24 protein-coding genes are annotated in these 21826 nt (G+C 56.1%); 19 read left to right on the top strand and 5 right to left on the bottom strand.

The annotated features are described in order from the left end of the window. The first annotated feature begins 142 nt into the window (after positions 1-142). A complete protein-coding gene (locus tag WLO31_RS14385; protein WP_435927296.1) occupies positions 143-1321 on the top strand; it encodes an MFS transporter in 1179 nt (392 codons plus the stop codon). 112 nt (positions 1322-1433) lie between these two features. On the opposite strand, the gene flk is transcribed toward WLO31_RS14385, so the two are convergent. Beyond that, positions 1434-2441: a flagella biosynthesis regulator Flk gene (gene flk, locus WLO31_RS14380; RefSeq protein ID WP_435927295.1), complete on the bottom strand. Its 1008-nt coding sequence runs from the start codon at positions 2439-2441 to the stop codon at positions 1434-1436. A gap of 122 nt (positions 2442-2563) precedes the next feature. Here flk and pdxB point away from each other — a divergent pair, with 122 nt between their 5' ends. The 15 genes from pdxB (at position 2564) to hisP (ending at position 16658) form a co-directional block, all read left to right on the top strand. Then, positions 2564-3700 carry a 4-phosphoerythronate dehydrogenase PdxB gene (gene pdxB / locus WLO31_RS14375; RefSeq protein WP_435927294.1) on the top strand — a complete coding sequence of 379 codons (1137 nt, stop codon included), beginning with the start codon at positions 2564-2566 and terminating at the stop codon, positions 3698-3700. 70 nt (positions 3701-3770) lie between these two features. Further along, positions 3771-4784, top strand: a complete 1014-nt coding sequence (locus tag WLO31_RS14370; protein WP_435927293.1) for an aspartate-semialdehyde dehydrogenase — start codon at positions 3771-3773, stop codon at positions 4782-4784. After that, a complete protein-coding gene (gene truA, locus WLO31_RS14365) occupies positions 4784-5596 on the top strand; it encodes a tRNA pseudouridine(38-40) synthase TruA (protein WP_435927292.1) in 813 nt (270 codons plus the stop codon). Before WLO31_RS14370 ends, truA begins: the two co-directional genes overlap by 1 nt. Before the next feature lie 28 nt (positions 5597-5624). Further along, entirely contained in the window at positions 5625-6284 is a 660-nt protein-coding gene (locus WLO31_RS14360; RefSeq protein ID WP_435927291.1) for a DedA family protein, read from the top strand. Between the two features lie 138 nt (positions 6285-6422). After that, positions 6423-7343, top strand: a complete 921-nt coding sequence (gene accD / locus WLO31_RS14355; protein WP_435927290.1) for an acetyl-CoA carboxylase, carboxyltransferase subunit beta — start codon at positions 6423-6425, stop codon at positions 7341-7343. 75 nt (positions 7344-7418) lie between these two features. After that, positions 7419-8687, top strand: a complete 1269-nt coding sequence (gene folC / locus WLO31_RS14350; protein ID WP_435927288.1) for a bifunctional tetrahydrofolate synthase/dihydrofolate synthase — start codon at positions 7419-7421, stop codon at positions 8685-8687. Then, on the top strand, positions 8677-9381 hold the full coding sequence (gene dedD / locus WLO31_RS14345; protein ID WP_435927287.1) for a cell division protein DedD: 705 nt from the start codon (positions 8677-8679) through the stop codon (positions 9379-9381). The genes folC and dedD overlap by 11 nt, the downstream gene beginning before the upstream one ends. Before the next feature lie 257 nt (positions 9382-9638). Next, positions 9639-10127: a colicin V production protein gene (cvpA, locus tag WLO31_RS14340; RefSeq protein WP_167605462.1), complete on the top strand. Its 489-nt coding sequence runs from the start codon at positions 9639-9641 to the stop codon at positions 10125-10127. 34 nt (positions 10128-10161) lie between these two features. Then, positions 10162-11679 carry an amidophosphoribosyltransferase gene (gene purF / locus WLO31_RS14335; protein ID WP_435927285.1) on the top strand — a complete coding sequence of 506 codons (1518 nt, stop codon included), beginning with the start codon at positions 10162-10164 and terminating at the stop codon, positions 11677-11679. A gap of 93 nt (positions 11680-11772) precedes the next feature. Further along, entirely contained in the window at positions 11773-12342 is a 570-nt protein-coding gene (locus WLO31_RS14330) for a UbiX family flavin prenyltransferase (protein WP_435927284.1), read from the top strand. Positions 12343-12627: 285 nt separating this feature from the next. Continuing rightward, a complete protein-coding gene (gene argT, locus WLO31_RS14325) occupies positions 12628-13404 on the top strand; it encodes a lysine/arginine/ornithine ABC transporter substrate-binding protein ArgT (protein ID WP_435927283.1) in 777 nt (258 codons plus the stop codon). A 165-nt stretch (positions 13405-13569) separates the two neighbouring features. Beyond that, a complete protein-coding gene (hisJ, locus tag WLO31_RS14320; protein WP_435927282.1) occupies positions 13570-14352 on the top strand; it encodes a histidine ABC transporter substrate-binding protein HisJ in 783 nt (260 codons plus the stop codon). Between the two features lie 123 nt (positions 14353-14475). Further along, positions 14476-15162: a histidine ABC transporter permease HisQ gene (locus WLO31_RS14315; RefSeq protein WP_435927281.1), complete on the top strand. Its 687-nt coding sequence runs from the start codon at positions 14476-14478 to the stop codon at positions 15160-15162. Next, positions 15159-15875, top strand: coding sequence for an ABC transporter permease (locus WLO31_RS14310; protein ID WP_435927280.1), 717 nt, complete (start codon positions 15159-15161; stop codon positions 15873-15875). The genes WLO31_RS14315 and WLO31_RS14310 overlap by 4 nt, the downstream gene beginning before the upstream one ends. A 9-nt stretch (positions 15876-15884) precedes the next feature. Further along, entirely contained in the window at positions 15885-16658 is a 774-nt protein-coding gene (gene hisP, locus WLO31_RS14305) for a histidine ABC transporter ATP-binding protein HisP (RefSeq protein WP_435927279.1), read from the top strand. Between the two features lie 30 nt (positions 16659-16688). On the opposite strand, the gene WLO31_RS14300 is transcribed toward hisP, so the two are convergent. The 4 genes from WLO31_RS14300 to yfcG all read right to left on the bottom strand — a co-directional run bounded on the left by WLO31_RS14300 (position 16689) and on the right by yfcG (position 19784). Beyond that, positions 16689-17795 carry a toxin-antitoxin system TumE family protein gene (locus tag WLO31_RS14300; RefSeq protein WP_435927278.1) on the bottom strand — a complete coding sequence of 369 codons (1107 nt, stop codon included), beginning with the start codon at positions 17793-17795 and terminating at the stop codon, positions 16689-16691. Between the two features lie 4 nt (positions 17796-17799). Beyond that, entirely contained in the window at positions 17800-18693 is an 894-nt protein-coding gene (locus WLO31_RS14295) for a TIGR01777 family oxidoreductase (RefSeq protein ID WP_435927277.1), read from the bottom strand. 22 nt (positions 18694-18715) lie between these two features. Further along, positions 18716-19084: a dihydroneopterin triphosphate 2'-epimerase gene (gene folX, locus WLO31_RS14290; protein WP_435927276.1), complete on the bottom strand. Its 369-nt coding sequence runs from the start codon at positions 19082-19084 to the stop codon at positions 18716-18718. Positions 19085-19154: 70 nt separating this feature from the next. Next, on the bottom strand, positions 19155-19784 hold the full coding sequence (gene yfcG, locus WLO31_RS14285; RefSeq protein WP_435927275.1) for a GSH-dependent disulfide bond oxidoreductase: 630 nt from the start codon (positions 19782-19784) through the stop codon (positions 19155-19157). A 152-nt stretch (positions 19785-19936) separates the two neighbouring features. Here yfcG and yfcF point away from each other — a divergent pair, with 152 nt between their 5' ends. From yfcF to yfcD, 3 genes are read left to right on the top strand one after another with little or no spacing between them, the layout of a single operon-like run. Continuing rightward, entirely contained in the window at positions 19937-20581 is a 645-nt protein-coding gene (gene yfcF / locus WLO31_RS14280) for a glutathione transferase (protein WP_435927274.1), read from the top strand. Between the two features lie 58 nt (positions 20582-20639). Then, positions 20640-21191: a phosphodiesterase gene (gene yfcE / locus WLO31_RS14275; protein WP_435927272.1), complete on the top strand. Its 552-nt coding sequence runs from the start codon at positions 20640-20642 to the stop codon at positions 21189-21191. 59 nt (positions 21192-21250) lie between these two features. Next, positions 21251-21796 (top strand): NUDIX hydrolase YfcD, encoded by a 546-nt coding sequence (yfcD, locus tag WLO31_RS14270; protein ID WP_435927271.1) that lies wholly within the window; start codon positions 21251-21253, stop codon positions 21794-21796. The last annotated feature ends 30 nt before the right edge of the window (positions 21797-21826 follow it).

Genomic DNA, 21826 nt, shown 5'->3' with positions numbered 1-21826 from the left:
CACTATGCCCGCCATAACATTATCTTGTCGATAATGCGTAAGCGTTCAACGTCAACCAACGCACCTTTAATCTGACCTATCAGATAGAGAGGCGCGGTATCTTGTCTCCCCGCCTTACTCTGCTGTTAATGGAGTAAGCAGTATGTCTGCAACAGAATCTCATCTTAAAAAGCCGACATCGGCTAACAAACCCTTATTTAAGATTACTTTCGCGGTCTTTCTGACCTATATGACCGTCGGGCTGCCGCTGCCCGTTATCCCTCTGTTTGTGCATCAGCAGCTTGGCTACGGAAATATGATGGTCGGCATCGCCGTGGGCATTCAGTTTCTGGCGACGGTCCTGACGCGCGGTTACGCAGGGCGGATTGCCGATCGGCAGGGAGCGAAACGTTCAACCCTGCAGGGCATGTTTGCCTGCGCGCTGGCGGGCGTTGCTTATCTGCTGGCGGCGCTGCTGCCCGTTGAAGCCGCCGTTAAATTCGGCCTGCTGATTGTCGGACGTCTTATTCTCGGCTTTGGCGAAAGCCAGCTGCTGACCGGCACGCTGACGTGGGGAATGGGGCTGGTGGGACCGGCTCGCTCCGGCAAAGTGATGTCGTGGAACGGCATGGCGATTTATGGCGCATTAGCGGCCGGCGCGCCGCTGGGACTGCTGCTCAACAGCCGCTGGGGTTTTGTCGCGCTGGCCGTGACAACCATCGCGCTTCCGCTGGTAGCCTGGCTGTTTAACGGACGGGTGAAGCCCGTGCCAGCCCATAAAGGCGAGCGCCCGTCGCTGTTCGCCGTAGTCGGCCTTATCTGGCAACCGGGGCTGGGATTAGCCTTGCAGGGCGTCGGTTTTGCCGTTATCGGCACTTTTGTCTCGCTCTACTTCAGCTCAAAAGGCTGGGCGTGGGCGGGCTTCACGCTCACCGCTTTTGGCGGAGCTTTTGTGCTGATGCGCCTGTTATTCGGCTGGATGCCGGATCGTTTTGGCGGTGTACGCGTGGCGCTGGTTTCGTTAGCTATTGAGACAATCGGCCTGACGCTGCTTTGGCAGGCTCCCGTTGCCTGGGTTGCCCTGTCAGGCGCGGCCTTAACCGGCTGCGGCTGCTCGTTAATCTTCCCGGCGCTGGGCGTTGAGGTGGTAAAACGCGTGCCTGCCCAGGTGCGCGGCACGGCGCTGGGCGGCTATGCCGCGTTTCAGGATATTTCATACGGCATTACCGGGCCGCTAACGGGGCTGCTGGCGACCTCGCTTGGTTATCCTTCAGTATTTCTGGCGGGCGCGATTTCTGCGGCGGCAGGAATTGTGGTGACGCTTGTGGCCTTCCGGAAGTGAGGCCAAAGCTGTTGTCGGTTTGATAAGCGATAGCGCCATCAGGCCGCTTGTGACGGGTGGCGGGTTGCTTATCGCACTTGCGAAAATCCCCCTCGGGCGGAGGGGGACCCTTTTAAACCACTATCCAGAACAATATCATCACTATAATCAGCGCCATTAACGCCAGCCCTGGCCGTGCCGAGATAGCTTTAAACGGCTCCACGAACGGCGCGATAAACGGGCTGTAGATTGGCTGGATATTCTGCACCTCAAGCGTTGCCGCCTGCTGGCGCTCGGCTCGCTTCAAAAACACCTGATTCAAAATATCCTGCACCTGGGCGGTAGTCAGCAGCGTCTGCGGCGTGGCCTGAAAACGCTGCTGCGAATAATCCGTTATCTCTTTCCACTCCGCGGGCTCTAAAGGCTGTTTTAACGCGGCCTGCACGGCGTGCAAGGTAGGAGCGGCTTGCTGGCTTAACGTCTGGCGCGCCTGCAGCCAGGTGGTCAGCAGCGTAAAGTGTTTCGCCGGTATCAGCTCGCCGCTCTTCACGCCGGACAGCTCCAGCATGGACTGCCAGATAAGCTTTCCTGATTCACCCGTTGCAGCGGTGAGCTTCGCCACCTGCTGATTCAGCGCGCTATGTTCCGCAGGCAGCAGAGGACGGTCGGTGGCCGGGCGCTGCTGCGGCTGTGGAATGGTTAACTGGTTATTTTGCAGCAGCGTGAGTACGCTTTTTAACTGCTGCGGCGTAAGCTGGCTGAGCGCGCTCTGGCCGAACTCACGGCGAATATAGTCGCTTACGGCCTGGCGATTATTTCCCTGCGGCAGCAGGTCGCTGAGCTGCTGCACAATCTGGCGCGTGGCGTGCGTAGTCTGCACGCCAGCTAGGCGCTGGTTAAGATTTTGCTCGGCGGCCGGAAAATGGCGCGAGAGCAGCGGCATCTCGTTCTTTAGTCCCAGATCGTGTTTGACCCCGGCCCATACCTCAGCGCTCTGCAGCTGGCTAAGCGCAACGATGCGGGTAATCAGCCGTTCCAGCACGGTACGTTGTTGAGATGACAGCGGTAACTCGCCTGCAGCGGAAGGCGCGGGAGCGGGTTCTCCCGGAGGGCGAGGCGTGGCCCCCTGAATGGGTTGCATGACTTTTCCTTAATCAGACCTGTTGAGCGACAAAACATTACACGGTAGTTCGTTATGCCCGGACGCCAGATTATGGCACACTATCCGGCTTATTCTCGACGATTAACAGACAGGTAGCTAACGTGAAAATCCTCGTTGATGAAAATATGCCCTATGCCCGCGAATTGTTTAGTCGTCTGGGCGATGTCACCGCCGTTCCAGGCCGCCCGATCCCGCTAGCCGAGCTTGCCGATGCGCAAGCTTTAATGGTGCGTTCCGTCACTAAAGTGAACGCGGATTTGCTTGAGGGTAAAGGCGTCAAATTCGTCGGAACCGCTACGGCGGGCACCGACCATGTTGATGAAGCTTACCTTGAGCGCGCGGGCATCGCGTTTTCTGCCGCGCCCGGCTGTAACGCTATAGCCGTAGTGGAATATGTTTTCTCCTCGCTGCTGATGCTGGCCGAACGCGATGGTTTCCGGCTGACAGATCGTACCGTTGGCATCGTTGGCGTAGGTAACGTGGGTTCACGTTTGCAGGCGCGGCTGGAAGCTTTTGGCGTTCGTACGCTGCTTTGCGATCCGCCGCGTGCGGACCGCGGCGATGAAGGGGATTTCCAGCCGCTGGAAGAACTGGTGCGTGAAGCCGACGTGCTGACGTTCCACACGCCGCTGTTCAAAGAGGGGCCTTATAAATCGCTGCATCTCGCCGATGAACGGCTTATCTCAAGCCTTAAACCTGGCGCTGTGTTAATCAACGCCTGTCGTGGGGCGGTGGTGGATAACGCCGCGCTGCTGAAGTGCCTGAAAAACGGGCAGGATCTTAGCGTCGTGTTCGACGTGTGGGAGCCGGAGCCTGAACTCAACGTCGAGCTGCTTAAGCTGGTGGATATCGGCACCCCGCACATCGCAGGTTATACCCTGGAAGGCAAAGCGCGCGGCACCACGCAGGTGTTCGAAGCGTTCAGCGAATTTATCGGTCAACGCCAGCAGGTTGCGCTGGACACGCTGCTTCCGGCGCCGGAATTTGGCCGCATCACGCTTCATGGCCCGCTCGATCAGGCCACGCTCAAAAGACTGGTTCATCTGGTGTATGATGTGCGCCGCGATGACGCGCCGCTGCGCAAAGTGGCCGGTCAGCCGGGCGAGTTCGACAAGCTGCGTAAAAATTATCAGGAGCGCCGCGAATGGTCGTCGCTTTATATTCAGTGCGATGATGAAAGCGCGGCGACTACTCTGCAAAACCTGGGCTTCAGCGCGGTTTATCACACCGCCCGCTAACCCTAATCTTCTGTCCTGCCGGAGTCTGTTCCCGGCCGGACGCTGTTTTTTAAGTCTGGAGTAAACCAACATGTCTGAAGGCTGGAATATTGCCGTTTTAGGTGCCACGGGTGCCGTAGGCGCGGCTGTTCTTGAACTGCTCGCCGAGCGCCAGTTCCCGGTTGGTGAATTGTATGCCCTCGCCCGCAGCGAAAGCGCCGGGGAAAATCTGCGTTATGAAGGTAAAACGGTAATGGTGCAGGATGCCGAAGCGTTTGACTGGACGCAGGCGCAGCTGGCCTTTTTCGTCGCGGGCGCTGAAGCTTCCGCGCGTTACGCCGACGAGGCCGCCAATGCGGGCTGCCTGGTGATTGACTCAAGCGGCCTGTTTGCCCTTGAACCAGACGTGCCGTTAGTGGTGCCGGATGTTAACCCGTTTGTGCTCGGCGATTACCGTAATCGTAACCTGGTTGCCGTGGCGGATAGCCTGACCAGCCAGCTGCTGACGGCGCTGAAGCCGCTGATTGAGCAGGGCGGATTATCGCGCATTCAGGTGACTAACCTGCTGGCGGCGTCCGCGCGCGGTAAAGTTGCCGTTGACGCGCTGGCGGGGCAGAGCGCCCGTCTGCTTAACGGTATGCCGATTGATGAAAACGATTTGTTCGGCCGCCAGCTGGCGTTCAACATGCTGCCGCTGGTGCCGGACGCCGAAGGCAGCGTGCGCGCGGAGCGTCGTCTGGTTAACGAAGTGCGTAAAGTGCTGCAGGACGATGCCCTGCCGATTTCCGCAAGCTACGTACAGGCGCCGATCTTCTACGGCCATGCGCAGATGGTTAACTTTGAAGCGATGCGCCCGCTGGCGGCGGAAGAGGCCCGCGATGCGTTTGGCCAGGCTGAAGATCTTGAACTGTCGGAGGAGGGCGAGTTCCCGACGCAGGTTTCTGATGCTTCCGGCAGCGCTCATCTCTCGGTGGGCTGCGTGCAAAACGATTACGGCATGCCTGAGCAGATCCAGTTCTGGTCCGTGGCGGATAACGTCCGTTTCGGCGGCGCGCTGATGGCGATGAAAACGGCTGAAAAATTAGTGCAGGAGTATATGTACTAATGTCCGACGAGTTGTCCCAAATCCCGCTTAAGAAGATTGCGCTCGGCATTGAGTACGACGGCAGTAAATATTACGGCTGGCAGCGCCAGAATGAAGTGCGCAGCGTGCAGGAGAAGCTTGAAAAAGCCCTTTCTAAAGTGGCAAACGAGCCGGTTAACGTCTTCTGCGCCGGTCGCACCGACGCAGGCGTTCACGCCACCGGTCAGGTTGTGCACTTCGAAACGCGTATGCAGCGTAAAGATGCGGCGTGGACATTGGGCGTAAATGCGAATTTGCCTGGTGACATCGCGGTGCGGTGGGTTAAAGCTGTGCCGGACGATTTTCACGCCCGTTTCAGCGCAACGGCGCGCCGCTATCGCTATATTATTTATAACCAGCGGCTGCGTCCGGCGGTGCTCGCACAAGGGGTGACGCATTTTTATCATCCTTTAGATGCCGATCGGATGCACCGCGCCGCGCAGTGCCTGCTGGGCGAGAACGACTTTACCTCGTTCCGTGCGGTGCAGTGCCAGTCGCGCACGCCGTGGCGCAACCTGATGCACATCAACGTCACTCGCTACGGCGCTTATGTGGTGGTGGATATCAAAGCGAACGCTTTTGTCCATCATATGGTGCGAAACATTGTCGGAAGCCTGATGGAAATCGGCTGCGGTAACCAGGCGGAAGGGTGGATGGCGGAGCTGCTGGCGGCCAAGGATCGCAAGCTTGCGGCAGCAACCGGCAAAGCAGAAGGCTTATACCTGGTGTCCGTAGATTATCCGGAACGTTTTGCGTTACCCGCACCCCCTATGGGCCCGCTGTTTTTGAGCTGACTGATGCAGTCGAGAAAGGTAAATCACTATGGATTTTATCCGCTTTATCGTTGATTTTATTTTGCATATTGATGTGCATCTGGCGGAGCTGGTCGCGCAATATGGTATCTGGGTTTACGCGATTCTGTTTGCGATTCTGTTTTGCGAAACGGGTCTGGTGGTTACCCCCTTCCTGCCGGGCGATTCCCTGCTGTTCGTGGCCGGGGCGCTTGCCGCGCTGCCGACCAACGATCTGAGCGTGCATACCATGGTTATTTTGATGGTGATTGCCGCGATTGTCGGTGACGCCGTGAACTACACTATCGGGCGGCTGTTTGGCGAAAAACTCTTCAGCAATCCCGACTCGAAGATCTTCCGTCGCAGCTATCTCGACAAAACGCACGCTTTTTACGAGCGTCACGGCGGAAAAACGATTATCCTCGCGCGCTTCGTTCCGATTGTGCGAACCTTCGCACCGTTTGTCGCGGGCATGGGGCATATGTCCTACCGCCATTTTGCGATGTATAACGTCGTTGGGGCGCTGCTGTGGGTGCTGCTGTTTACCTATGCCGGTTACCTGTTCGGTGATTTGCCGATTGTGCAGGAAAACCTGAAGCTGCTGATTGTGGCGATTATCCTGCTGTCGGTATTGCCCGGCGTCATTGAGATAATCCGCCATAAACGCGCGGCGGCACGCCTGCAAAAATAACTCCATAGCGCGGTTCGACCACTTTTTTATCCAAAGTCGCGGGCCGTTATGTTTTAATGAGCACCATTTACGGTCTGGGGCAGGTCACACTGCCGCAGAAAAACTGGCATCGACCAGGTTCAAGCAGAAAGGTCATCAATGAGCTGGATTGAACGAATTCTCAATAAGAGCAATATTACTCCCACCCGCAAGGCGAGCATCCCTGAAGGGGTGTGGACCAAGTGCGACAGCTGCGGCCAGGTCCTGTACCGCGCCGAGCTGGAACGCAATCTTGAGGTCTGCCCTAAGTGCGATCACCATATGCGTATGGCTGCGCGTGAGCGTCTGCACAGCCTGTTAGACGAAGACTCTATGGTGGAGCTGGGAAGCGAGCTTGAGCCAAAAGATGTGCTGAAGTTCAAAGATTCTAAAAAATACAAAGACCGTCTGGCATCCGCCCAGAAAGAGACCGGCGAAAAAGACGCGCTGGTGGTGATGAAGGGAACGCTTCACGGCATGCCCGTTGTCGCCGTAGCCTTTGAGTTCGCCTTTATGGGCGGTTCTATGGGCTCTGTTGTCGGCGCGCGCTTTGTTCGTGCCGTTGAGCAGGCGCTGGAAGATAACTGCCCGATGATCTGTTTCTCCGCTTCCGGCGGCGCCCGTATGCAGGAAGCGCTGATGTCGCTGATGCAGATGGCGAAAACCAGCGCCGCGCTGGCGAAGATGCAGGAGCGTGGTCTGCCGTATATCTCCGTGCTGACCGACCCGACTATGGGCGGCGTATCGGCAAGTTTCGCCATGCTTGGCGACCTGAACATCGCAGAGCCAAAAGCGTTAATCGGCTTTGCCGGCCCGCGCGTTATCGAACAGACCGTGCGTGAAAAACTGCCGCCGGGCTTCCAGCGCAGCGAATTCCTGATCGAAAAAGGGGCGATCGACATGATCGTGCGCCGTCCTGATTTGCGTCTGAAGCTGGCAAGCGTGCTGGCCAAATTCATGAATTTGCCGGCACCGGATCCGGAAGCGCCGGCTGAGCCTGTTGTGGTTCCGCCAGCGCCGGAAGAGGGTCAAGAGGCCTGACAGTCAACCAAGGCAGGGCCGCTCGCGGAACTGCCTTTTTTCTTGAACCGTATTGAACCGCAGGCAACGGGTATCATGGAAAAACATCTTATCCCTCAAGCCACGTCGCCTCTGGCCACGTGGCTTTGTTATCTGGAAAATCTTCACTCCCGCGCCATCGAGCTTGGCCTTGAGCGCGTGGAAAAAGTGGCGGCGACGCTCGATGTGCTTAAGCCTGCTCCAACGGTCTTTACCGTCGCCGGAACCAACGGCAAGGGCACCACCTGCCGCATCCTTGAAAGCGTGCTAATTGCAGAGGGCTACAGCGTGGGCGTCTACAGCTCCCCGCATCTGGTGCGCTACACCGAGCGCGTGCGCATACAAAATGAAGAGCTGGACGAGGCCTGGCACACCGCAGCTTTTGCGCAGGTTGAAGCCGCGCGCGGGGAGACCTCGCTCACCTATTTTGAATACAGCACGCTTTCCGCGCTGCTGCTGTTTAAGCAGTTGAACGTGGATGTGGTTATCCTTGAAGTCGGGCTGGGCGGCCGTCTGGACGCCACGAATATCGTTGATGCCGACGTCGCCGTAGTGACCAGCATCGCGCTTGATCACACCGACTGGCTGGGGCCGGATCGCGAAAGCATTGGTCGCGAAAAGGCGGGGATATTCCGCAGTGGAAAACCTGCCGTTGTTGGCGAGCCGGATATGCCGCACACCATCGCGGATGTTGCGTCTGAGAAGGGCGCACAGCTGCTGCGTCGCGGCGTGGACTGGTCTTATAGCGTCGGGGCGAATAGCTGGAGCTTTAAAGACGGGCAGGGCGAGCTTACCGGCCTTCCGCTGCCGCTAGTGCCGCAGCCGAACGCCGCTACAGCGCTGGCCGCGCTGCGCGCAAGCTGGCTGAACGTTAGCGACGCCGCCATTCGCGACGGCATAGAGCATGCTACCCTGCCGGGTCGCTTCCAGATCGTTTCCGAGGCGCCGCGCGTTATTCTGGACGTGGCGCATAATCCGCACGCTGCGGCTTACCTTGCTGACAGGCTTGCGCAGTTGCCAAAACAGGGGCGCGTGCTGGCGGTGATCGGCATGCTGCACGATAAAGATATTGCGGGCACGCTGGCCTGTTTGGCGGCTCAGGTCGATAGCTGGTATTGTGCTCCACTGGAAGGGCCACGCGGTGCCACAGCGCAGCAGCTGGTGGAACATCTGGGCGCCGGAGAAGTCTATGACAGCGTGGCTCAGGCCTGGTCTGCTGCAATGGCGGCAGCCACGGCGAATGATACCGTGCTGGTGTGTGGTTCATTCCACACGGTAGCCCACGTAATGGAAGCGCTGGACGCGGGGAGGGCAGGTGGCGAGTAAGTTTCAAAACCGATTAGTCGGAACCATTATTCTGGTCGCGCTGGGCGTCATCGTGCTGCCCGGCCTGCTTGATGGCCAGAAAAAACATTATCAGGATGAGTTTGCGGCCATTCCGCTGGTGCCAAAACCTGGCGATACGGATGAGCCTGACATGCTGCCTGCGGCAACTCAGGCTCTGCCTTCTCAGCCCCCGGAAGGGGCGGCGGCAGAGGTTCAGGCCGGTAACGCCTTTGCGCCAGGCTTAGATTCGGCAACGCTTCCGGGAGCAAGCGGCGTGGACATCGATGAAGTCCCGGTCACGCAAGAAAAACCGTCTCAGCCTAAGCCTGCTGCCGAGAAGCCAAAGCCTAAGCCGGTCGAAAAGCCGCAGACGAAGCCTTCGGCCGATCAAACCGCGCCAGCGCCTCAGGCAGAGAAACCTGTCAAGCAGGAAGAGCTGCCAGCCCCAACCGGGAAAGCGTATGTTGTACAGCTGGGCGCGCTCAAAAATGCCGACAAAGTAAATGAAATTGTTGCTAAACTGCGTGGCGCCGGGTTCCGCGTTTACACCTCGCCGTCCACGCCGGTGCAGGGAAAGGTCACCCGTATTCTGGTCGGGCCGGATGCTTCAAAAGATAAGCTGAAGTCCTCTTTAGGCGAGCTGAGTTCGCTTTCCGGACTGAACGGCGTGGTGATGAATTACACGGTTCGCTAATGTCGGGTTCCCGGCCCTCTTCCTGAAACGAAGAGGGAGAATACGAAGCCGTCAGGTTCCCTTGTCCGTAGGGAAAAGGCACAGGATGAGGGGATAAATACCCGGCTCACAAAGGCAAAATTTTAATGGCGTTGAGCGTTTTTTCAGCGCCATTATTTATTTACGCGGGGGCAGGAAATCCCTACGCAAACGTTTTCTTTTTCTGTTAGAATGCGCCCCGAACCGGACGTCAGGGCGATTTATCACGAGATTTGGTCATGGTCTGGATAGATTACGCCATTATTGCTGTTATCGGCTTTTCGGCTCTGGTTAGTGTGATTCGTGGCTTTGTCCGCGAAGCTTTATCGCTGGTGACCTGGGGATGCGCTTTTTTTGTCGCCAGTCATTACTACACTTACCTGGCAGTCTGGTTCACAGGCTTTGAAGACGAACTGGTACGTAATGGGATTGCTATCGCGATACTGTTTATCGCGACACTTATCGTCGGCGCGATTGTCAACTATGTGATTGGCGCGCTGGTGGAGAAAACCGGCCTGTCGGGTACAGACAGGGTGTTGGGGATCTGTTTCGGAGCACTACGCGGTGCGCTGATTGTCGCCGCCATTCTGTTCTTTCTTGATACATTCACCGGTTTTTCGAAAAGTGATGACTGGCAAAAGTCGCAGCTTATCCCGCAATTCAGTTTCATCATCAGATGGTTTTTTGACTATCTGCAAAGCTCGTCAAGTTTCTTGCCCCGGTCATAAGGCGGGGGTTGTGGCTTAATGAGGAAAAGACAACATGTGCGGTATTGTCGGTATCGCCGGTTTCATGCCGGTCAACCAGTCGATTTATGACGCGTTAACGGTGCTTCAGCACCGTGGGCAGGATGCCGCAGGCATCGTCACCATTGATGCTTTAAATTGCTTCCGTCTTCGTAAAGCAAATGGCCTGGTGAGCGATGTATTTGAAGCCCGCCACATGCAACGTATGCAGGGTAATATGGGTATCGGCCACGTTCGCTATCCAACCGCTGGCAGTTCCAGCGCATCAGAAGCACAGCCTTTTTACGTTAACTCTCCGTACGGTATTACGCTTGCGCACAACGGCAATCTGACCAACGCTCACGAACTGCGTAAAAAGCTGTTCGAAGAGAAACGTCGCCACATTAACACCACCTCAGATTCTGAAATTCTGCTCAACATTTTTGCCAGCGAGCTGGATAACTTCCGCAATTATCCGCTGGAAGCAGACAATATTTTTGCCGCCATCGCCGCCACCAACCGCCAGATTCGCGGCGCTTACGCCTGCGTGGCGATGATTATCGGGCACGGCATGGTCGCCTTTCGCGATCCAAACGGTATTCGTCCGCTGGTAATGGGCAAACGCGAGCTGGGCGACGGACGCACCGAATATATGGTGGCCTCCGAGAGCGTGGCGCTTGATACCCTGGGCTTTGAATTCCTGCGCGACGTCGCGCCGGGCGAAGCGGTGTACATCACGGAGGCCGGGCAGCTGTTCACCCGCCAGTGCGCCGACAACCCGACCAGCAACCCGTGCCTGTTTGAGTACGTCTACTTTGCGCGTCCGGATTCCTTCATCGATAAAATCTCCGTTTACAGCGCGCGCGTGGAAATGGGCAAAAAACTCGGTGAAAAAATCGCCCGCGAGTGGGAAGATCTGGATATCGACGTCGTCATTCCCATCCCGGAAACCTCCTGCGATATCGCGCTGGAAATCGCCCGTATTCTTGATAAGCCGTACCGTCAGGGCTTCGTAAAAAACCGCTACGTTGGCCGCACGTTTATCATGCCGGGCCAGCATCTACGCCGTAAATCCGTGCGTCGTAAACTCAACGCCAACCGCGCCGAGTTCCGTGGCAAGAACGTGCTGCTGGTGGATGACTCCATCGTCCGCGGCACCACCTCCGAGCAGATTATCGAGATGGCGCGCGAAGCGGGCGCGAAGAAGGTTTATCTGGCTTCCGCCGCACCGGAAATCCGCTTCCCGAACGTCTACGGCATCGATATGCCAAGCGCCAACGAGCTGATTGCTCACGGCCGCGAAGTGGATGAAATCCGCCAGATCATCGGCGCAGACGGGCTGATTTTCCAGGATCTGGACGATCTTATCGAAGCGGTGCGCGTCGAGAATCCGGATATCACCCAGTTTGAGTGTTCGGTGTTCAACGGCGTCTACGTCACCAAAGACGTGGACCACAAGTACCTTGAATATCTTGAATCCCTGCGTAACGATGATTCCAAAGCGCTGCTGCGACAGAACGAAGTGGAAAACTTAGAGATGCATAACGAGGGTTAACGGCCTCATCGCCCTCTTAACCGGGGGCGATTCTTGCATCCATCCTCATCTTGCGGCAAAGTCAGCCCAGATAATGACGACGGGCTGAAAAAGATGAAACGGTTAATTGTTGGAATTTCAGGTGCCAGCGGCGCGATTTACGGTGTGCGGCTGCTTAAGGCGCTGCAACAGGTACCGGAGGTGGAAACCCATCTCATCATGAGCAACGCGGCCCGGCAGACCCTCACCCTCGAAACCGATCTCTCCCTGCGCGACGTCCAGGCTCTGGCCTGCGTGGTGCACGATGCCCGCGATATCGCGGCAAATATATCTTCAGGCTCGTTTAAGACCCACGGCATGGTCGTATTGCCCTGCTCAATCAAAACTCTCTCCGGCATCGTGCACAGTTATACAGACGGACTGTTGACGCGCGCCGCCGACGTGGTGCTTAAAGAGCGTCGTCCGCTGGTGCTTTGCGTGCGTGAAACCCCGCTGCACCTTGGCCATTTGCGTCTGATGACGCAGGCCGCTGAACTGGGCGCGGTGATTATGCCGCCGGTGCCTGCGTTCTACCATCGGCCGCAAACGCTTAATGACCTCATCGACCAGACGGTTAATCGTGTGCTGGATCAGTTCGACATCGATCTGCCTGCCGATTTATTTACGCGCTGGCAGGGCACCTGAATGGTGCGCCAGCGTGGTGCGTCACAAAACCGACTGCCTCAATTTGGGGCAATTTTGTAACCCCGATCGCTTTTGAGAGATTTAGTCCGCATTTTGCCCGGTAAAGGCTTTGTCCCTGCGTCAGACCTGCTATCTTTCAACCAGACGACAGAGTTGCAACGTTTTATTAACATAAAACCACGCACTTTCTTTTACGCAGGGAAAAGTGGCATGAGAACTGCAACTCCTCGTTGGCAATACATCACACAACATCACGCATAATAAGAGACAACTTGAGGGTTATCTATGAAGAAGCAGGTTCTCGTTCTGTCTTTGCTGCTGGGCCTTACCAGCACCGTTTACGCAGCAATTCCGCAGAACGTTCGTATTGGTACGGACGCCACCTATGCCCCGTTCTCTTCTAAGGATGCGAAAGGGGATTTTGTCGGCTTTGATATCGATCTTGGTAACGAGCTTTGCAAACGCATCAACACCAAATGTACCTGGGTAGGCAGCGACTTTGACGCGCTGATCCCGTCCCTGAAAGCGAAGAAAATCGACGCGATTATCTCCTCCCTCTCCATCACTGAGAAACGCCAGCAGGAAATTGCCTTCTCTGACAAACTCTATGCGGCGGATCCACGCCTGATCGCCAGCAAAGGCTCGCCAATCCAGCCGACCCTTGAATCGCTGAAGGGGAAACACGTCGGCGTGCTGCAGGGCTCTACTCAGGAAGCCTTTGCTAACGCCGAGTGGCGTCCAAAGGGCATTGACGTGGTGGCTTACGCAAACCAGGACCTGATTTATTCTGACCTCGCCGCGGGCCGTCTGGATGCTGCGTTCCAGGATGAAACCGCCGCCAGCGAAGGTTTCCTGAAACAGCCTGCGGGTAAAGAGTTCGCCTTTGCCGGGCCTGCCGTGAAAAACAAACAGTATTTTGGCGATGGCACCGGCATCGGTTTGCGTAAAGATGACGCCGAGCTAAAGGCTGCTTTCGATAAAGCGCTCGCTGAAATGCGTAAAGACGGCACCTATGACAAGTTCGCCAAAAAGTACTTCGACTTTAATGTTTACGGCGAATAAGTTTTTCCCGTAGTCTGTGGCCCGGTTATGCATATATTGTTAACCGGGCTGGATAAAAATGCAGTGCCGGAGCCTTGTTGGCTGCGCGTTTTTATTGCATTTTATTCAACCTGATTAGCCAGAACACGGCATTAGCGCTAAAAAGACAGTCTATTGAGGATAATTATGAAAAAGTTGGTGTTGTCCCTTTCTCTGGTGCTGGCATTTTCCAGCGTTTCCACAGCATTCGCCGCTATTCCCAAAAACGTCCGTATCGGTACCGATCCGACCTATGCCCCGTTTGAATCGAAAAATGCCCAGGGTGAACTAGTCGGTTTTGATATAGATCTGGCGAAAGAACTCTGCAAACGCATCGAAACCAACTGTACCTTCGTTGAGAACCCTCTTGATGCGCTGATCCCTTCTTTGAAGGCGAAAAAAATCGACGTTATTATGTCGTCGCTTTCTATCACCGAAAAACGCCAGCAGGAGATCGCCTTCACCGACAAGCTGTACGCCGCGGATTCCCGCCTGGTGGTAGCCAAAGGCTCGTCTATTCAGCCAACGCTTGAGTCGCTGAAGGGTAAACGCGTAGGCGTGCTGCAGGGCACCACGCAGGAAACCTACGGCAATATTCACTGGGCGCCGAAAGGCATCGAGATTGTCTCTTATCAGGGCCAGGACTCCATCTACGCTGACCTGACGGCAGGCCGCATTGATGCCGCCTTCCAGGATGAAGTCGCGGCCAGCGAAGGCTTCCTCAAACAGCCAATCGGTAAAGATTACCAGTTTGGCGGCCCTTCCATTAAAGACAACAAGCTCTTTGGCGTGGGCACCGGTATGGGGCTGCGTAAAGAGGATACCGAACTGCGTGAAGCGCTGAACAAAGCCTTTGCCGACATGCGCAAAGACGGCACCTACGAGAAGCTGGCGAAGAAGTATTTCGATTTCGATGTTTACGGTGGTTAACAGTGTCATAGGGTGGATAAGCGCAGGCGATGTCCACCGTTGATAAAGTTGCGGCGGGTGAGCGGTGCTTCCCGTCCGACGCTTAGCTGAATTTGTGCAGACACTGACGACAGGATACACACCATGCTGTATGGCTTTTCTGAAGTGATATTTAAAGGGGCGCTCGTCACGCTGGAACTGGCGCTAAGCTCCGTTCTTCTCTCCGTGGTGATTGGTCTTGCCGGCGCGGGTGCCAAATTATCAAAAAATCGCCCGCTGGCGTTGGTGTTTGAAGGCTATACCACGCTTATCCGCGGCGTGCCCGATTTAGTGCTGATGCTGCTGATTTTCTATGGCCTGCAAATGCTGCTCAACAGCATTACCGACGCCTTAGGCATGGCGCAGTTTGATATCGACCCGATGGTAGCCGGCATTATTACGCTGGGTTTTATCTACGGCGCTTATTTTACCGAAACCTTTCGCGGGGCTTTTCTCGCCGTGCCGCAGGGGCATATCGAAGCTGCAACGGCCTTTGGCTTTACCGCATCGCAAACCTTCCGCCGCATACTGTTCCCCGCCATGATGCGCTACGCCTTGCCCGGCATCGGCAACAACTGGCAGGTCATTCTGAAAGCGACGGCGCTGGTCTCGTTATTAGGGCTGGAAGATGTGGTAAAAGCGACGCAGCTGGCGGGAAAAACGACCTGGCAGCCGTTCTATTTTGCGATTGTTGCCGGGATCATTTATCTGGTGTTTACCACGCTGTCCAACGGCGTGCTGCTCTGGCTTGAACGCCGCTACTCTGTAGGCGTGAAGAGGGCCGAGCTATGATCGATATTATCCAGGAGTACTGGAAATCCCTGCTGTGGACGGATGGCTACCGCTTCACCGGCGTGGCTATCACGCTGTGGCTGCTGATTTCATCCGTAGTGATGGGCGGCATTCTGGCGCTGTTCCTCGCCATCGGGCGCGTCTCAGGCAATAAATTCATCGCTTTCCCTGTCTGGCTATTTACCTATGTTTTCCGCGGTACGCCGCTGTATGTGCAGCTGCTGGTCTTTTATTCCGGTATGTACACGCTGGAAGTGGTGAAGGGCACCGTGCTGCTGAACGAGTTCTTCCGCAGCGGGCTGAACTGCACCGTTCTGGCGCTGACGCTAAACACCTGCGCCTATACGACGGAGATTTTTGCCGGCGCCATCCGCTCGGTTCCGCACGGCGAAATCGAGGCCGCCCGGGCGTACGGCTTTTCACGCGTGAAGATGTATCGCTGCATTATTTTGCCATCGGCGCTGCGTATCGCACTGCCCGCGTACAGCAACGAGGTCATTTTAATGCTGCACTCCACCGCGCTGGCGTTTACCGCCACCGTGCCGGATCTGCTGAAAATCGCCCGTGATATTAACTCCGCAACCTACCAGCCGTTTACCGCCTTCGGTATCGCTGCGGTGTTGTACCTGATTATCTCTTACGTGCTTATAAGCCTGTTCCGCCGCGCGGAAAAACGCTTTATGCAGCATGTTAAACCCAGCTCTTCGCACTGAGTGATTTCCATGGCTGAAAATAAATTAAACGTTACCGATCTGCACAAACGCTACGGCGAACATGAAGTGCTCAAAGGAGTTTCTCTGCAGGCCAACGCTGGCGATGTTATCAGCATCATCGGTTCTTCAGGCTCGGGGAAAAGCACATTTTTGCGCTGCATTAACTTCCTCGAAAAGCCGAGCGAAGGCACCATTGCGGTGAGCAACCAGAACATCAACCTGGTGCGCGACAAAGACGGTCAGCTGAAAGTGGCGGATAAAAACCAGCTGCGCCTGCTGCGCACCAGGCTGACCATGGTGTTTCAGCACTTCAACCTGTGGAGCCACATGACGGTGCTGGAAAACGTTATGGAAGCGCCGATTCAGGTGCTGGGTCTGAACAAGCAGGAAGCGAAAGAGCGCGCGATCAAATATCTCGCAAAAGTGGGGATTGACGAGCGCCAGCAGGCGAAATATCCGGTGCACCTTTCCGGCGGGCAGCAGCAGCGTGTCTCTATTGCCCGCGCGCTGGCGATGGAGCCGGAAGTGTTGCTGTTTGATGAACCAACCTCCGCGCTGGATCCGGAGCTGGTGGGCGAAGTGCTGCGCATCATGCAAAAGCTTGCCGAAGAGGGGAAAACCATGGTTGTGGTAACCCACGAAATGGATTTTGCCCGCCACGTCTCAAGCCACGTGATCTTCCTGCATCAGGGGCGCATAGAAGAAGAGGGCGCGCCGGACGAGCTGTTCGGCAATCCTAAAAGCGCGCGATTGCAGCAGTTTTTGTCGGGCTCGTTGAAGTAAGAAAACGGGCAGAAAATCTGCCCGTTCAGATTATGTCCGCGACAGTTTTGCCTGCTGGCGCTTTTCCTGACTGATGGCTTTCAGGCGCACGATATCAAACAGGGGCAAACCGTACAGAAAGCTCGTGGTTCGGACATCGCTTTTACGATCGGGCCGCGAGTGTTCATGATGGGGGAAAAACGCCAGGTCGGGATGATCCGGCGCTGAATCGGCCCGGTAGACGGCTTTTTTATCATCCGGCCTGAACAGCATATAGCTGTAATCCATCAGGGTATTGAGCCTTAGCAGCCAGTGCCAGCCTTCACCTAGCCGAATCTCAAGCAGCCAACCGCGTTTGCGTTTCTCGCACTGTCCTGGCTCACCTTCCAGCTCGTCCGCAACGTGCTGATGAATATCAGCGATCATTTCGTCCGGAATTGCTTCCCAACTTCTGGTAAGAGGCAGATCCATGGAGAGATTAAAAATTCCCAGCAGAAACGTTAAGACGTTCGGCGCCTCGCCCGCCAGCTTTAGATGATGCTGACAAACCGGCAGCTGTACCAGGGTGGAGGCGTCCGGCGGATTGCCAATGGTGGTGTTGGCGTAGCCGGTAGCGGGGGCATTGCAGGCTATACATCCCACTTCGCCCGAGAAGATAACGGTCTTATTAACGCTGGTATTGGCCATCCTTCCCTGCGCCAGCGCGGTCTGCTGCTGGGTTTTCGTTTCTGTCCACTCATACCAGCGGCGATAGATTTTCCTTGCCGAAGGCGTATCCAGCATCTGATATAAATCTGATTCTGTAGCAATAGCTTTCCAGGGACGATCGGTGCCGCCGCGCAGTGCGAAGCGGGGACTCCTGAAACGGTAGGTTCTTAAACATCCGCAGTGCGGCGTCGCTTCGTAGACCAGGACACCTTCCTGACGATCCCTGAGCCAGTAACAGGCGTCTGCTTCATCAAACAGCATTTGCCAGAGTGCTTCGCTGCTGCAAACGCATTCCACGATGAAGGGGAGGCGGCGTGGATAAAAATCGAAATTACGAAACGCAAGCGCCGCTACGCACAGATCTATCGTGGCGGCGCTCCTTTCACCGGGAGAACAGGTCTGAAAAATGTCGTCGACGTTAAATAAGCGAAAATGAGCATTTTTATTCATTCAGTTAGCGCACCACGTCCGCCAAAGCCTCTTCCAGATCGAAATAGCGGAAGCCAAATCCTGACTCCTCCAGCCGCTTAGGCAGCGCACGCTGTCCGCCCAGCACCAGAACCGCAGATTCGCCCATCATCAGCCTCACCGCTGTCGCAGGAGCACGCATAAAGGCCGGACGATTCAGTACGTGGCCAAGAGCGTGAGAGAACTGTTCGTTGCGTACGGGGTAGGGCGAAACCATATTGAACGGGCCGCGCAGATCGTTGTTCAACAGCCAGAGAATGCCGTTGACCATATCCTCGACGTGGATCCAGGCAAGATACTGGCGGCCGTTACCCACCGGGCCGCCAAGACCTAAGCGAAAAAGAGGCAGCAGTTTTGCCAGAATGCCGCCTTTTGGCGCCAGCACAACGCCGGTGCGCAGCAGGCAAACGCGGGTGTTTTCGCTTTGCGCGCCGCAGGCGATTTGCTCCCAGCGTGCGCACAGCTTATGGGTAAATTCATTGTGCGGCGGTTCATCTTCCGCCACCACCACTTCACCCAGATCGCCGTAGTAACCCGTGGCAGAGCCGGAGATGAAAACGGAAGGCGGCGTCTGGCTGGCTTTAAACATTGCTACCAGGCGCTCGGTGATCTGCCAGCGGCTCTGGCACAGACGCTGCTTCTGCATTTCCGTCCAGCGTTTATCGGCGATGGATTCGCCCGCGAGGTTAATGACGGCGTCAAAACCGTCGAGAGTTGCATGGTCGTTAAGCCCTTTCCACAGCGTAACGCGGGAGTCGAGCCTGGTACGAGCTTTGTCCGGATCCCTTGTCACCACGGTAACGCTGTGCCCGGTTTCCAGCAATCGTGGCACCAGATGGCTGCCAATAAGCCCGGTACCGCCGGTGATCAGTATCTGCATGCGCCTCTCCTGTCGGTCGCGCCTATCTTTGCCAGCTCATGGTCATTGATACCGAGTCGGCATAACGCAGCGCGTGAAGTTTATCGATCTCTACTTCAGCATACGACACCCACGGATGGTCACATGCGATATCGAGCACATCCTGAGTTAATTTTTCCAGCAGGGAGAAGCGGTTATTCTCCACTAACTGAATGATGTTTTTGGTGATGGTGCGATAGTTAAGCGCATCGTTAATGTCTTCACTGGCGCGGGCCCTGTCAGCGGGATAATGAATCGCGACGTTAACGACGATATCCTGACGGTTGGCAATCTCTTCTTGTTTAATGCCGATAAAAGTGCGCAGGCGAAGATTTTTAATGCGAATAACAGCGTCTGGCTGAGGGGATAACATTGCAGGTTTCCTCCGTGTGTAGCTTCCCGCCACAGATTACACCACAGCGGGAGGATTTAGACACGCGCCCTTAGAGGATTTCCGCCTGTTGATACGCCCGCTCCGTTGCCGGGCGCGAGCGAATCCGTTCAAACCAGTTTTTTACCGCGGGATAGGTAGCCAGATCGATGCGCTGACGTTCGTGGGAGACCGTCCACGGATAAGTGGCGATATCAGCAATGCTGTATTCCTGGCCGCCCAGCCACGGCGATTTTTCCAGCTGTCTGTTGAGCACGCCATACAAGCGCTGGGTTTCCACCTGATAGCGCTCAATGGCGTAGGGAACGGTTTGCGGCGCAAAGTGGTTAAAGTGATGATTCTGCCCCAGCATCGGGCCAAATCCGCCGACCTGCCAGAAGAGCCATTGCAGGGTATGGGCGCGCTCGCGGAGATCTTTGCTGAGCAGCAAATTCGTTTTCTCTGCCAGATAAAGCAAAATCGCCCCGGATTCAAAAATGCTTAACGGGCCGCTGCCGTCGGCGGGCAGATTATCGACTATCGCCGGAATTTTATTGTTCGGGGCGATGGCGAGGAATTCCGGCCTGAACTGATCCCCTTTGCCAATATCAATGCGATGAAGGTGGTAATCCAGCCCCGTTTCTTCCAGAAACAGCGTGATTTTGTGGCCGTTTGGCGTTGGTGCGTAGAAGAGATCGATCATGGTCAGGCTCCGTCATATCAGTTTTCGGCAAGCCTTTGCAGTATAGGCTTTGTGGCATGAGGCGGGAGACCAAAATTGAAGTTTGCTCAGGTGACAGCGACGGTTTTTCGCTATATGTTCAGAAGCCGCAAGCGTTGATCACGAGGATAAAAATGAGCCAGCCTGCAATAACACTTTGGTCCGATGCCGACTATTTCAGCCCCTATGTGCTTTCGGTCTATGTTGCCCTGAATGAGAAGGGGCTTAACTTCACCCTGCAGACCGTCGATCTCGCCGCCGGGCAGAATTTGCAGCCCGGCTGGAAGGGCTACGATCTTACGCGCCGCGTGCCGGTGCTTGCGGTGGATGATTTTGTCCTCAGCGAATCCTCAGCCATCGATGAATATCTGGAAGAGCGATTTGCGCCGCCAACCTGGGAGCGTATCTATCCTCTCGACATTGAAAAGCGTGCGCGTGCCCGCCAGATTCAGGCCTGGCTGCGCAGCGATTTGATGCCGATCCGCGAAGAGCGTCCAACGGATGTCGTTTTTGGCGGCGCGAAAAAGCCGGCCCTTAGCGATGCGGGCCTGAAGGCGGCCGGGAAACTTATCTCGACGGTTGAAGCTCTGTTGCCAGACGGCCAGCAGAATCTGTTTGGCGAATGGTGCATCGCCGATACCGATCTTGCCCTGATGCTGAACCGGCTGATTCTAAACGGAGACGATGTGCCCGAACGCCTGCAGGAATACGCGGCTTTCCAGTGGCAGCGCGCTTCCGTGCAGCGCTATATCGCTCGTTCAGCAAAACGAGCGGGCTGATTGGTACGGCTTTGTCCGCTATCATTAAGCCCGCCGGCGTTAAAAGAGAGGTGTATTTATGCAGCTGATGTTTGCCTCCGATATTCACGGGTCGTTGCCGGCAACCGAGAAGGTGCTGGCAATTTTTGCGCAAAGCGGCGCGCGGTGGCTCGTCCTGGTTGGCGATTTGCTCAATCACGGGCCGCGCAATGCCTTACCAGAAGGCTACGATCCGGCGGCGGTCGCGCAGCGGCTTAACGGCGTGGCGGATAAAATCGTCGCGGTGCGCGGCAACTGCGACAGCGAAGTTGACCAGATGCTGCTGCGCTTTCCCATTACCGCGCCTTTTACGCAGATTCTGTTGCCGGGGCAGCGTTTATTTGTCACCCACGGCCATCTTTTCAGCCCTGATAATTTGCCGCCTTTGGCGCCACACGACGCGCTGATTTTCGGCCATACTCATCTTCCGGTAGCTGAAAAGCGTGACGGGCTTTACTTCTTCAACCCGGGCTCCGTAAGTATGCCAAAAGGGGGTTTTGAAGCGAGTTACGGCATGTTGAATGACGGCGTTCTGAGCGTTCACACGCTGAATCACGATGGGGTTATTGCGCAGGTCGGCATTACCCCGTAACTTACCGTTTGTAAAACCGATAACGCGCCGTAAGAGCGCCCTTTAGAGAAGGTTTCCCGATGGTGGAACAGAGTCATGTTGTTGGCACGGAATGGGTGGACATTGTCAATGAAGACAATGAGGTGATAGCGCAAGCCAGCCGCGAGCAGATGCGCGCGCAGCGGTTACGCCATCGTGCTACCTATATTGTTGTTCATGACGGCATGGGCAAAATTCTGGTGCAGCGCCGCACTGAGACGAAAGATTTCATGCCGGGCATGCTGGATGCCACCGCGGGGGGCGTCGTTCAGTCTGACGAACAGCTTCTTGATTCGGCGCGCCGCGAGGCGGAAGAAGAGTTGGGTATCGCCGGGGTTCCCTTTGCCGAGCATGGCCAGTTCTATTTTGAAGATGAAAACTGCCGTGTATGGGGCGGTTTGTTCAGCTGCGTCTCGCATGGCCCGTTTGCGCTGCAGGAAGAGGAGATCAGCGAGGTAAGCTGGATGTCGCCGGAAGAGATCACCGCCCGCTGCGATGAGTTCACGCCAGATTCGCTGAAGGCGCTGGCGCTGTGGATGACGCGCAACGCCAAAAATGAGAAGCAGTCGGCGACGGCTGCGGAGTAGTTCCTTTCCTTCCGGGGCGGATAAGCGTGC

Origin of the sequence: Dryocola sharpae, assembly GCF_051307055.1 — a bacterium.
In the GTDB taxonomy this organism is placed as follows: Bacteria; Pseudomonadota; Gammaproteobacteria; order Enterobacterales; family Enterobacteriaceae; genus Dryocola.
This window is presented reverse-complemented; position numbering and strand designations above follow the sequence as displayed.